Origin of the sequence: Microbacterium sp. MTN4-26, assembly GCF_042846595.1 — a bacterium.
Taxonomy (GTDB): domain Bacteria; phylum Actinomycetota; class Actinomycetes; order Actinomycetales; family Microbacteriaceae; genus Microbacterium; species Microbacterium luteum.
Window position 1 is genome coordinate 50,704 of record NZ_BTGO01000021.1, and the last position, 11,344, is coordinate 62,047.

Annotated in this window: 12 protein-coding genes and 1 pseudogene; 6 read left to right on the forward strand and 7 right to left on the reverse strand. The window is 60.8% G+C overall.

Annotation, left to right across the window (positions count from 1 at the left end):
- Positions 1–120 precede the first annotated feature (120 nt).
- A complete protein-coding gene (locus tag ACGG9C_RS15230) occupies positions 121–1,047 on the reverse strand; it encodes a sulfite exporter TauE/SafE family protein (protein ID WP_390178828.1) in 927 nt (308 codons plus the stop codon).
- A gap of 108 nt (positions 1,048–1,155) precedes the next feature.
- A complete protein-coding gene (locus tag ACGG9C_RS15235) occupies positions 1,156–1,620 on the reverse strand; it encodes an RrF2 family transcriptional regulator (RefSeq protein ID WP_390178829.1) in 465 nt (154 codons plus the stop codon).
- Between the two features lie 87 nt (positions 1,621–1,707).
- On the opposite strand from ACGG9C_RS15235, the gene ACGG9C_RS15240 reads away from it, so the two are divergent.
- Positions 1,708–2,202 carry a DUF4916 domain-containing protein gene (locus tag ACGG9C_RS15240; RefSeq protein ID WP_390178830.1) on the forward strand — a complete coding sequence of 165 codons (495 nt, stop codon included), beginning with the start codon at positions 1,708–1,710 and terminating at the stop codon, positions 2,200–2,202.
- On the opposite strand, the gene ACGG9C_RS15245 is transcribed toward ACGG9C_RS15240, so the two are convergent.
- The 4 genes from ACGG9C_RS15245 to ACGG9C_RS15260 form a co-directional block, all read right to left on the reverse strand.
- Positions 2,190–2,471 (reverse strand): Dabb family protein, encoded by a 282-nt coding sequence (locus ACGG9C_RS15245; RefSeq protein ID WP_390178831.1) that lies wholly within the window; start codon positions 2,469–2,471, stop codon positions 2,190–2,192. The genes ACGG9C_RS15240 and ACGG9C_RS15245 overlap by 13 nt on opposite strands.
- A gap of 4 nt (positions 2,472–2,475) precedes the next feature.
- Positions 2,476–3,456 carry a GDP-L-fucose synthase family protein gene (locus ACGG9C_RS15250; protein WP_390178832.1) on the reverse strand — a complete coding sequence of 327 codons (981 nt, stop codon included), beginning with the start codon at positions 3,454–3,456 and terminating at the stop codon, positions 2,476–2,478.
- A 61-nt stretch (positions 3,457–3,517) separates the two neighbouring features.
- The gene (gene gmd, locus ACGG9C_RS15255; RefSeq protein WP_390178833.1) at positions 3,518–4,567 is read right to left on the reverse strand and encodes a GDP-mannose 4,6-dehydratase; all 1,050 of its coding nucleotides are present in this window, start codon (positions 4,565–4,567) and stop codon (positions 3,518–3,520) included.
- Positions 4,568–4,686: 119 nt separating this feature from the next.
- The gene (locus ACGG9C_RS15260) at positions 4,687–5,664 is read right to left on the reverse strand and encodes a sulfotransferase (protein ID WP_390178834.1); all 978 of its coding nucleotides are present in this window, start codon (positions 5,662–5,664) and stop codon (positions 4,687–4,689) included.
- Between the two features lie 258 nt (positions 5,665–5,922).
- Here ACGG9C_RS15260 and ACGG9C_RS15265 point away from each other — a divergent pair, with 258 nt between their 5' ends.
- The 5 genes from ACGG9C_RS15265 to ACGG9C_RS15285 all read left to right on the forward strand — a co-directional run bounded on the left by ACGG9C_RS15265 (position 5,923) and on the right by ACGG9C_RS15285 (position 10,917).
- Entirely contained in the window at positions 5,923–6,528 is a 606-nt protein-coding gene (locus ACGG9C_RS15265; protein ID WP_390178839.1) for a WecB/TagA/CpsF family glycosyltransferase, read from the forward strand.
- Between the two features lie 58 nt (positions 6,529–6,586).
- Positions 6,587–7,621: a glycosyltransferase family 4 protein gene (locus ACGG9C_RS15270; RefSeq protein WP_390178835.1), complete on the forward strand. Its 1,035-nt coding sequence runs from the start codon at positions 6,587–6,589 to the stop codon at positions 7,619–7,621.
- Positions 7,618–8,952: an O-antigen ligase family protein gene (locus ACGG9C_RS15275; RefSeq protein ID WP_390178836.1), complete on the forward strand. Its 1,335-nt coding sequence runs from the start codon at positions 7,618–7,620 to the stop codon at positions 8,950–8,952. The genes ACGG9C_RS15270 and ACGG9C_RS15275 overlap by 4 nt, the downstream gene beginning before the upstream one ends.
- Before the next feature lie 493 nt (positions 8,953–9,445).
- Positions 9,446–10,006: a glycosyltransferase gene (locus ACGG9C_RS15280; protein ID WP_390178840.1), complete on the forward strand. Its 561-nt coding sequence runs from the start codon at positions 9,446–9,448 to the stop codon at positions 10,004–10,006.
- Positions 10,003–10,917, forward strand: a complete 915-nt coding sequence (locus tag ACGG9C_RS15285) for a sulfotransferase family protein (protein WP_390178837.1) — start codon at positions 10,003–10,005, stop codon at positions 10,915–10,917. Before ACGG9C_RS15280 ends, ACGG9C_RS15285 begins: the two co-directional genes overlap by 4 nt.
- Here ACGG9C_RS15285 and ACGG9C_RS15290 read toward each other — a convergent pair.
- Positions 10,872–11,111, reverse strand: a pseudogene (locus ACGG9C_RS15290) (transposase); the annotation flags it as partial. The gene ACGG9C_RS15285 and the pseudogene ACGG9C_RS15290 sit on opposite strands and share 46 nt — an antisense overlap.
- Positions 11,112–11,344: the final 233 nt, after the last annotated feature.

Sequence of the window (11,344 nt, forward strand, 5' to 3'; positions counted from 1 at the left end):
GCGTGCCAGCATCGACACCACGTTTACATCTACCAGACGTGCGTTTCGGGTCTGTCACGAAAGCATGCGCAGGACTTGGGGGCGACCTGATGCCCGCAGGGTCGCCGGTGTCCGCTGCCGTCACCTTCGCGAGGCGACCTCGTCGGGCAGTTCATCCGTCTCCGCTTCAGCCGAGGCTGAGAGCACAGTCTTCTCGGCACGGTGGGCAAGCCAGGAGTACACCACAGCGGCGGCCCAGAGCACACCGACGGTGGCGAGAACCCACGGCGTCACGAACCCCGTGGTGTCGAACTCGAGCAGAAGCGTGCGCACGTTCGTGAAGACGATCACTCCGCCGACCAATGATCCGAGAAGCCGGGGCGGCAGCTTGCGCACCAGCCACGCGGCGACGGGGGCGGCGATTAGCCCGCCGGCGAGAAGGGCGAGCACCCACGCGAAGTCGAATCCGCTGGTGCCGAGACCGACGAGGAAGCCGACACTTGCCGCGAGCGCTACGAGAAACTCGCTGGTGTCGATCGAACCGATCACCTTGCGTGGTTCGATGCGTCCGCTCGCGAGAAGCGCGGGCGTGCCGACCGGCCCCCACCCGCCCCCGCCCGTGGCATCGAGAAAGCCGCCGATGAGTCCGACCGGGGCGAGAAACGGCAGGCCGAGCCGTCTTGAGCGGTCGATCTTCGGCAGGCTGCGGAAAGTGAATCGGGTGAGCACATACACGCCGAGCGTGAGCAGGATCGCGCTCATGATCGGACGCGCGACCTCGGTCGAGAGCTGAGACAGGAAGGTCGCGCCCGCGAAGGCGCCGATCGCGCCGGGCACGCCGATGCGCAGGACCACACGCCAATCGACGTTTCCGAACCGCCAGTGAGACACCCCCGAGGCGAGAGTCGTGCCGATCTCGGCGAGATGCACGGATGCGCTCGCCGCAGCGGGGTTGGCTCCGATGGCGAGGAGCAGCGTCGTCGACGTGACGCCGTATGCCATGCCGAGGGCGCCGTCGACCAGCTGCGCACCGAGCCCCACGAGCGCGAGAAGAATGAGTGTTTGCAAAAGAGTCGCCTTTCCCAACAAAACCGACTGAACTAGTAGGAATTCTGGTGGAGGTGGATCGAAGGCGCCACTCGAGAGACGAGATGTTCTCGCACTCGTAACGTGCGGTTACGCGGGCCCGTTCTCCCAGGCACCCGGTTCGGCGGCCAGGCCGGTCACGATGCTTGGCAACTGACCCGTCGCGATGTCGGCGACGGTGGTTGCGTCGAGCACGCGCCGCACGCTCGATCGCAACGCCACCCACAGGGTGGCGAGAGAGTCTTGTGCCGGTGGGTAGTCAAGCTCGCTGGGGCGTTCGTCACGCACGAAGATGAGGGGGCCGTCGACGGCGCGGATGACGTCGCCGATCGAGATCTCGTCGGCACGAAGCGCCAGCCGGTAGCCGCCGTTCGCTCCTCGGCGGCTGTGCACGAGGCCCGCGCGGCGCAGTGTCAGCAGGATTCCTTCCAGAAACTTGGCGGGGATGCCTTGCTCCTCGGCGATCCGCTCCGCCTGCACAAGCTCATCGCCCGACGTCCGGGCCAGCGCAACGGTTGCGCGGACGGCGTAGTCCGCGCGAGCAGAGATGCGCATGTCGGTTCCCTCGAAGACCAAGATGGCGGTCTCGTCAGCGTATCGAACGCGGAGCGTCACGACGCGCGTCAGCGGCAGAATCGACCCGTGAGCTTTCTTCCGCCCGATCTCTACCGTCTCGTCGAAGAATCGATGCCCATCGCGTGCGTGGATTTCATCCTGCTGCGCGACCCCGAGGGGGGAGGAAGCGAGGTCGGCCTCATACGGCGCGATTCGCCATTCGGTGAGGTGTGGTGCCACCTGGGTGGCCGCGTCTTGAGAGGCGAAACCATCCGCGACGCGCTTCTCCGCCACGCCGACGACACACTCGCGGTTGATCTTGAGCTCCCGCTCGATCCGCAGCCGAGCTACGTGTATCAGTGGTTTCCGCCAGACATCACTCCCGACAGTGAGATTGCTGTTGGCTCAGACCCTCGCAAGCATGCGATCGGCCTGTCGTTCGTCGCTCGAACGACAGGTGCACCCAACCCTCGCCACGAAGCGCACGACTTCGGCTGGTTCCCCGCTGATGCGCTGCCCGATCCACTCTGGCCAGGGTGCGTGGTCTTGATCGAAGAACTGCTCTCCCGTCAAGTCTCGTAGTCGCCGACCCACCAGTCCGCGATCTCCGACATCGTCTGCGCGGCGCTCACGAGCGCCGGGTCGGCGCGGAATCGCTCGAACGCTTCCCGAGACTCGAACGTCGCATCTTCGACGACGATGCGCCCCTTGCGCTCATCGAGGGAGCGGGTGGTCGTCCACGACACGACGCCCGGGAAGAGCACAAAGCTCTCCAGAGTGTCGATCACCGCGTCGACGTACGCATCGCTGACGTGGTCGTGGATGCGGAACAGCACGATGTGCCGGAACACGTCCCTACTCGCGCAGGGTGTCGACGTGCTCGCGGTACCAGGCGACGGTGCGCTCGAGGCCTTCCTGCAGTGAGATCTTCGACGTCCAGCCAGCCTCAGCCAGCTTCGAGACATCGAGGAGCTTCTGCGGGGTGCCGTCGGGCTTGGATGTGTCCCACTCGGTCTCGCCGGTGAACCCGGTTACCTCGCCGATGGTCTCGGCGATCTCCTTGATCGTCACGTCGGACCCGGTGCCGACGTTGACCTGGTCGGGCCCGTCGTAGTGCTCCATGAGATGCAGGCACGCATCAGCCATATCGTCGGCGTGCAGGAACTCGCGGCGGGGGCTTCCCGTGCCCCAGTTCGTGACCGACGACGCTCCTGACTTTGCCGCTTCGTCGTAGCGACGGATGAGTGCGGGAAGCACGTGCGAACCCTTGGGCGAGAAGTTGTCGTTCGGACCATAGAGGTTCGTCGGCATCGCCGAGATCCACGGCAGGCCGTACTGACGGCGCACCGCCTGCGTCTGCAGAATGCCGGCGATCTTCGCGATCGCGTACGCGTCGTTCGTCGGCTCGAGGTGACCGGTGAGCAACGAGTCTTCCCGGATGGGCTGCTCGGCGAACTTCGGGTAGATGCACGACGACCCGAGGAACAGCACGCGCTCGACATCGTTCGCGAGGGCGGCATCGAGCACGTTGACTTGGATGCGCATGTTGTCGCTCAGGAAGTCGACCGGGTAGGTGCTGTTGGCCATGATCCCGCCAACCTTCGCCGCGGCGAGCACGACGTAGGTGGGCTTGGCGTCGGCCATATAGCCGAAGACGGCGTCGCGGTCTTTGAGGTCCAGTTCGGCGGAGGTCTTTCCGACGATGTTCTCGAAACCCGACGACTCGAGCTTGCGGACAATCGCCGATCCGACGAGCCCACGGTGACCGGCGACGTAGAACGTCGCATCGCGGTCAAGCTCCTGAGGCGTGTACTCCACGCCGTCGCTGCTGCTCAAAGCTGCGCCTCACACTCTCCGGTGGTTGAGTAGCCGCCGACGGCGTATCGAAACCCGCCGCTCATCGCGCCGCCGCGACCGCGTCGGCCGTGCCCCACGAAGCGAGCTTGACCTTGTCGATCCACTCCGGGCCTTCTTCCAACGCTTTCACGTCGGCGTCAACCATGAGCTTGGCCAGTTCCTTCCCATCGATCGTGGGAACCCAGCCGAGCTTTTCGCCTGCCTTCGTCGGGTCGCCGATGAGCGCGTCGACCTCGGTGGGCCGCAGGTAGCGCTCATCGAACTTCACATACTCCTGCCAGTCGAGCCCGGCGTGGCCGAACGAGGTCTCGAGGAAGTCCTTGATCGTGTAACCGACACCGGTCGCCAGCACGAAGTCCTCCGGCTCGTCTGCCTGCAGCATGCGCCACATGCCCTCGACATATTCGGCGGCGTAACCCCAGTCACGGATCGACTCGAGGTTTCCGAGGTAGATGTCCTTCTGCACGCCGGCCTTGATGCGGGCGACCGCCCGCGTGATCTTGCGGGTCACGAAGGTCTCACCGCGACGGGGCGACTCGTGGTTGAAGAGGATCCCGTTGACGGCGAACATGTCGTACGCCTCGCGGTAGTTCTTGGTGATCCAGTAGCTGTAGAGCTTCGCGGCCGCGTAGGGCGAGCGAGGGTAGAACGGCGTCTCCTCGTTCTGCGGGGGAGGGGTTGCGCCATATAGCTCGGAGGTCGACGCCTGGTAGAAGCGAGTCTCGATGCCCGACAGGCGGACTGCCTCGAGGAGGCGGATCGTTCCCGTGCCGGTTGTGTCGGCGGTGTGCTCTGGTTCGTCGAAAGACACACGGACGTGCGACTGCGCCGCGAGGTTGTAAACCTCGTCCGGGTTGATCTCCGCCATCAAGGTGACCAGGCGTGCACCGTCGCTCAAGTCTCCGTAGTGCAGGAACAGCTTGGCGTCGGGGTTGTGCGGATCGGTGTAGAGGTGGTCGATTCGGGTTGTATTAAATGTTGACGCACGGCGAATCACACCATGCACCTCATAGCCCTTACCGAGCAATAGTTCCGTCAAGTAGGAACCATCTTGTCCGGTGATTCCAGTGATCAATGCGCGTCGTCTCATTGGGCCTCAATCTCGGTCGCTGGCATGAGTGACGATCGCGGCCTACTTCTCGCGTGCGTGAACCGCCCTCGTGCTTGCCATGCTAGAGCGAAAGTCCCCTGAGTGTGACTCCGGCGCGATCAGCTCGACAACGCGCGGTCTTTCCAAAGAGCCCGAAGCAGTGAAGCATCGACTGATCCGTCACTGGCGAATGCGCGGTCAAAGCCAAAGAGCGCCAGTACCTCGCTTCCTGACCGCCTCATTTCTTCGTCAATTGGTGCAGGACGAACGCGCGCACCTTGGCTCAGTATGTGGCTGCCGGGTCGGGTCATCTTGGACGGTCGATCCGCGTCACCTACCTGGCTCAGTGGGATCCGGAAGTGATCCCAGAGGGGGGCAAGAGAGGACGGATCGCGCACTGCTTCCTCGTAGATCACTAGCCGGGCTCCTGCTTGCGGTAGCGTGCGGAACACCACGTGATTCTCAACGGCCCAGAGTGCGACAGCGCGTTCCCACGGCTCGCGAAGCTTCCGTAGTGCTGAGGCCTGCTCGGACAAGTGATCCGCCTCGAGGGAGGCCTGCTCGAGTAAAAAGTCCAGTCGATCTACGCTCCAGTTCAGGGCGTTTCCACTGTGGACGACATCGAATGGATGACGGACGACATGCGCCACGGGGACCTCTGGGAACGACTTCGCGAGCCAACCTACGGAGCAGAGAATTCGAATGTCCTTAATAAGCCGGCCACGATACCGGCGCCCGAGGCGAGGGGTGCTTAGCTGATCCGACCAAGGCGATCTGTATAGCCCCGTGAGGACTGGAAGCACTGCGGAGTGGACATCAGCCGCCTCCTCAGCTGGTGCGATGTAGCGCCCGAACGGGAGAACGCCAAAGCGAACGTCCCGGCGTGCGTCGAACGGTTCGAAAATCGGCCGCAAATTCGAGTCGGCGGTAGCCATCTCCTGGATCCAGGTGGTCCCGCTGCGACCACTTCCCGATAGCAGCCTGGTGGTGCCTAGGTCGTGACCCTTCTCTCGTGCGGTTGCCGAGCGCATGCCCCACACGGTCTGTCGCGCCAGTTCGCGCACTCGTAGCTTGCTGGACAATCGAGCCGCTCCCATCCACTACCATCAGGTCTTGACGCTCTATATCGCGCCTCGTGCGACTCTACAACGAACTACATCTTTCATTCCGCAAGAAGGGAACACTGCGTGAGTTCGCTGCCTCACTCGACAACGCGGATTGGAGGGGTGCCGATAGCTGTCACGTCTCTCGCCGCCGCAACGGCCTCGGTTCTAGCGCTCCGAGAGAGCAAACCCGTGCGGCTCGTGAATGCGTACAGCTTGGTTGCTGGAAGGCAAAACAGGGAGTACGGCGATGTGCTTCGTGGTGCGGGCCTGAATCTCCCTGACGGCGCGCCAGTTGTGGTCGCGATGCGGGCAGTTGCGCGATCGCGGTCAGCTGGACGAGTGCGAGGGCCATCGCTCTTCACCGAGCTTCTTCGGCAAGGCTGCAGGGAAGGAAAGTCTTTCTATTTCCTCGGCGGAGATGCAACCACTCTCAGTCGTGTGACTCGACGCGCCGCGTTGGACTTCCCAGGGCTATCCATAGCGGGTGAGTATTCTCCGCCTTTTCAGCCGCTCGACGAGAGCTTCGTCGAACTCTGTAGGGAGGCGGTCCTAAGTTGTGAGGCGAAACCCGATGTTGTTTTGGTTGCGCTTGGAACCCCTAAACAGGACATTCTTGGACTTAGGCTCACGGAACTGACGGGAATAACGACTGTGGCGGTTGGCGCCGCGTTTGGGTTCTATGCTGGAACTGTTAGGGAGGCACCTGTCTGGATGCGACGGGTCGGTCTTGAATGGGCTTTCCGCCTAATCACTGAGCCCAGACGGTTGTGGAAGCGATACATCATCGGGAACATGATCTTTGTTGCATTGGCTGGGCGTAGCATCGTCAAGGCATGGGTGAGCGGCAATGGATGATCGCAGCTCGGTTCTGGTCATCAGTCAGCTACCTCCGCCGGTCACCGGGTCTACGTTGATGACTGAAGTGCTGGTCGCCGTGCTCGAGTCGACCCACAGCGTGACTACCGTGCAACGCCGATTCAGCACCAGCGTCGATGAAATTGGTCGGTTCCGTTGGTCAAAGGTGATTGCGGCACCCAGGCTGGTGGGGTCGGTCGTCTCCAGTGTCCTGCGTCGCCGGCCTCACGTCGCAATCTTATTCGTGACGAACCGGCCTTTTTCATTCGTTGTTGACGTTGCGGTGGCGACTGCGCTCCGATTACTCGGAGTTCGTACCGTCTTCTATATTCATACGCGCGGTTTCACAACGCTTGCAGAAAAGGGTCGTGTATGGCGCGTCGCCGCGGAGTTCCTCTTCTGCTGCGCAGCTGGAGTTGTAACGTTGACCGATTCGATGGTCACGGACGTGAGAAGTCTGACGAGCCGACCCATCTGGGTTATCCCTAATTCGCCCGATATTCGGGCTGCCGACTCGCGCGAACGCCGCGACGATGATCAGTATATCCTCTACCTCTCGAACTATCTGGAAGAGAAGGGCGCCCTCGACGCGATCAAAGCCGTGGGGCTAGCTCAAGGAAAACGGCCGTCACTATCTCTAAAGTTGCATGGTGCTGGTGGCTCCCTGGATTTCCATGAGCGTCTGATGCAAGCACGAGAAGCGTGCCCTTTCCCGGAGCAAATACAGATCGGAGGACCGCTTGACAGGGACCAGAAGTGGGGCGTTCTTCAAGGATCCTTGATGCTTCTCTTCCCTTCGACGTATGCTTTCGAGGCGCAACCACTAGTCATCATTGAGGCTCTGTCGAGCGGTGTTCCCGTCGTTGCATACGATGTCGGCTCGATTCCAGATCTGGTTCCGCCGGCGGCTGGTCGACTTGCGCCGCCTGGATCAGTGACCGAGCTCAGCGAGCGATTGGTTGAGTTGGTCGACACGAACGGCCCGTCTGGCGCGTATTCACGAGGAGCTCGTGCTCAATATGAGCAGGTTCATTCGCGAGCGGCATATGCTGAAAACTGGAAAATCGTGCTCGACGCGGTGACCGCGCTGTGAGTGCGACTAAGAAGCTGAGTATTCTTGCGTGGACGCCTGCTGAAATCGTTTCAGTCGGAATCCTCTTCGGGCTTGCCACAATATCACTCACCCTATCGATCTGGTCGGTGGGTGGAATACCGGTGGTCCTTATGTTGGCCGCAATACTAGTGGTGGCGCTCCATCGAGATATCTACGAGGCGATGCAGGCCAGCGCGGTCTTTCGATTTGTACTCTTCTTGTGGCTCATCTGGCTCTTCATTACGACTGCAAGATGGATTCACGATTTCCCTGACTATAGCTCTCTGGCTACTCGAGACGCTGTCATTACCGTGTCGTTCATGGGACTTCTAATTGGTGGTGCTGTTGCGGCCAGGCTTGGGCCCCTGGTTCTCGGGGGTGCGTTGCGATGCTTAACGTGGGTGCTTATCGGTTTTGTGTCTTTGTCTACGGTTGGCGTCTGGCTACCTGATCAGCTTGCGTCATTCCTGAGCTTCAGAAATGTCAGTATCGGTGCTCTTGCTCTCGTTGCCGCGTCACTATGGGGCAATGGGCGCCTACTGAGACTCTTAGCCGCAGTCGCCGGCTTCGCCGGCCTATTGGTGGGGCAGAGCCGGATGGCATTGCTTGTGACGTTGGGTATGGTGGCAGCATATATCGCGGTATCGCAATCTCGATGGCGCCGAGCTGGAGGTGCAAACCTTCTCGTGCGCTTGATCGTTGTGCTCGCCTCGGTGACTGCGTTGGTTGCGGCATTCGGGTTGCTTGGTGGGCTAGGCCTCACCGATGGACGCGTCGGCGACATATCCTTCGCAACAACACGCGACCTGTTGGTTAGTGTCTTTGATGACTCATCGCAGTTGTCGGGTTCTCGCCGCGATCGTGAGGATTGGTGGGCGGGCATCGTGGAAGCACTGACGGCGGATCCTGTCCGATGGTTAGTGGGACTCGGGCTTGGGCCCGATCTGCTTAATGGCTTCTCGGTTGACGGAGTTACGCTCGTTCGCAAGCCTCATAATGACTACTTCGAAGCTCTGGCTCGGACTGGCATCGTCTCAGCCTTGATGCTACTCCTTATTGTCGCTGTTACGTTAGGTGCGTCGTTCAAGATGACCCAAGTGAGTGGCGACTGGGCAATTGTGCTTGGCTGGACCGTGGGTGCGGCTACGCAAGCTTTCTCGCAACCATATTTCTCGTACCCGCATGGCTCTCTGGCGTTCTCCTTGCTCGCGGGCCTAAGTATCTGTTCGCTATCCATTACTCTTCGCGGTTCTCCGCGAGACTTCCCGGTGCGGCGTGGACATGAGGCGGCTACCCGGCGCACTTCGAGGAGGCAGCATGTCGAGACCTGAGCTTTCTTCGTGCTCCAAGCGAATGGTGATCGTATCTGAGGCTTCATCGGGCGGCTTGGCCTCGGCGGCAGTGCGCGACGCGACTCTCGCAGATCGACTCGGCTTCGAAACTTTTCTCGTGCGACCGCACGGCGAAGCGCAGATGAATTCGGTACCGAGTTCGGTTAAGGACATTAGACTTGACTTTCCGACGAGAACTCTATCGCTCCGTGAGAGTTTCAAGCTTCGCGCTCAACTCAGAGCGTTCGACAGCGGATCATCGACCTGGTTCCATTGTCATGGGCTGAAGTCACTAGCTATGGTCGTGCCCCATCGGCGGTTGATTGTCACCTATCACGGAGCGCGCGGCTTGCCGGGTGCCTCCCGGCTCACAGAGGCCGTCAGGTTGCTGGCGCTCCGCTGTGCGCCGCTATTGTCGCAGCGCGCTTTCACTGTAGTGCCGTTGTCAATGAAGGGGTGGAGAGACGTTTGGATCCCGTCGCCAAATCTGCCGATGACGTTAGATAGTCGCAATTACCGTGATGGCCTCAGGTTGATATGGATCTCTCGTATTAGTCCCCAGAAAAGATTCGACCTGTTCTTGCGGGTTCTTCGAAAATTGCACAGTGAGGGTGTGCTCGATTCGGCGACGGCGGTAGGGCCGATAGAGCCCTCGCTAGAGAGCGAGGTCAATCGTATGGCTGAAGGGCTGCCACTAGATATCCTGGGTGAGCGTTCCGATGTGTCGCAATTCCTTGCGGAGGACAGCGTCTTTTGTCTCTTCAGTCATTTTGAGGGCAGGCCATTTGCCCTCGAAGAGGCTGTCGCGTCGGGGTTGCCCGTGATCGCGAGCGATCTACCCGGAAACCGAATGATCGTTGGTTCCGAGTGGCTTGCTGATGATGTAGACGGCGCCGTTGAGCTTGCGCGGCGGTTGCAGACCCCGCGGACGCGGGGGCTCGTTGGGCGTGAGTTGAAGGATCGATACGAGCGAAGGCGGCGAGATCACGAGCACGATGAGCGGGCAATCTCGGATCTGTACTCGCGAATACTAGTGAAGGGGCAAGTGTCTTGATTGTTTCGCCATCAAAATTCGTGTTTGTCGGCGGTTTGCAGCGGAGTGGAACGACGTTACTGAGCGCTCTTCTTACGGAAAATCCGGTCACAACGAGTCTTCTGCCGAATCATTTCGGATCGGAAGAGGGGCAGTTTCGGCAGAGCGTCTACAAAGATGACATCAAGTTGGGTCATGAAGTCGGTCGCGGCAAAGGGATTCATGTGAGATGGGCTTATCATCGAGATGCACACCTGGTCGAGAAGGACGCCGAGCCAAGTCCGGATCGGGTTGCGAGCGCTCTTCTCGACGCGTGGCGACCGCACTTCACCAATCCGGGCGCTGAGTACCTCATCGAAAAGTCACCACCCAACTTGATGAAAGGGCGCTTCCTCCAGGCGGCCTTTCCAGAAGCTCGCTTCATCGTAATCACGAGACACCCTGTGATCCAGGCACTTGCTGTGCGGAAGTGGGCCCCTCGACATGTTCAAGTAGGTATCGATCTTGGATCGATCATCGACCATTGGTTGATGGCGATGGAGACTTTCAGCGGGGACCTGTCGAGTCTCAAGGCCGTGAGGGTCCTTCGTTACGACAAGCTGCTCGCGAGTCCGGCATCTGCACTGGAAGAACTGCAGTCGTTTGCAGGGCTTCCGCCGCATGAAGCTGAGGTGAAGCGAGTATCGGATAAGGACGTGGTCTACTCCAAGTATTGGGAGTCTATGCGGCAGGGGCGTGGGCTTTGGCGCCTTGATCCGCTGAATCGCAAGAATCGCCCACGCAGTGTTGTGCCGCGGACGCTGGAGCGGCTGTTAGTGCCAATTGTCGGACCTCGCGAGGTGGACGAGATTCGAATGCGCTTCGGGGAGCGTGTTCGTCGATTCGGTTATGACATCGACGATCTGTCAGCCGATCTGGGTTGGTCCGTGTGACAGGTGTGGATGGGAGTGCCTTCGGGGCTGACCTCGCTGAGGTTGCGGAAGCCGAGCGCGGAGCCGCAGCGGTGCTCGAGCCGGCCGTTGATCGCCTCAGTCGGCCCGTTGCTGATGTTGGGCCGGTCGAAGATCGCAAGCACGTCGATCGCGCGCCGCTTCAATGTTGGCCCGAGGCTTCGGATTCCGACGAGCGGCATGATGACATCCTCCCCGTCAGCGACTCCCAGCTCTAACGATTAGTCGTCGCCGATCCGTTCTTCACGCCCGTGTGCTGCACGTCCAGGTCTTCCGGCGGGTGGGCAGTGTAGGAAACTTCATCTTGGGAGGCCTCGCCGCCTCCCTGCCAACTATCCGCTAGACCTCGACTATACGCTCAACTGCAAAGTGCCCGTTTGCATCTAGCGAATCCTCAAGCCCGAGGGAG

Bases quoted from the DNA above. Each gene is read 5' to 3' on its own strand.
- gmd (WP_390178833.1), bottom strand. From the start codon at position 4,567: ATGAGACGACGCGCATTGATCACTGGAATCACCGGACAAGATGGTTCC.
- ACGG9C_RS15280 (WP_390178840.1), top strand. From the start codon at position 9,446: ATGACGTTAGATAGTCGCAATTACCGTGATGGCCTCAGGTTGATATGG.
- ACGG9C_RS15270 (WP_390178835.1), top strand. From the start codon at position 6,587: ATGACTGAAGTGCTGGTCGCCGTGCTCGAGTCGACCCACAGCGTGACT.
- ACGG9C_RS15260 (WP_390178834.1), bottom strand. From the start codon at position 5,664: ATGGGAGCGGCTCGATTGTCCAGCAAGCTACGAGTGCGCGAACTGGCG.
- ACGG9C_RS15235 (WP_390178829.1), bottom strand. From the start codon at position 1,620: ATGCGCATCTCTGCTCGCGCGGACTACGCCGTCCGCGCAACCGTTGCG.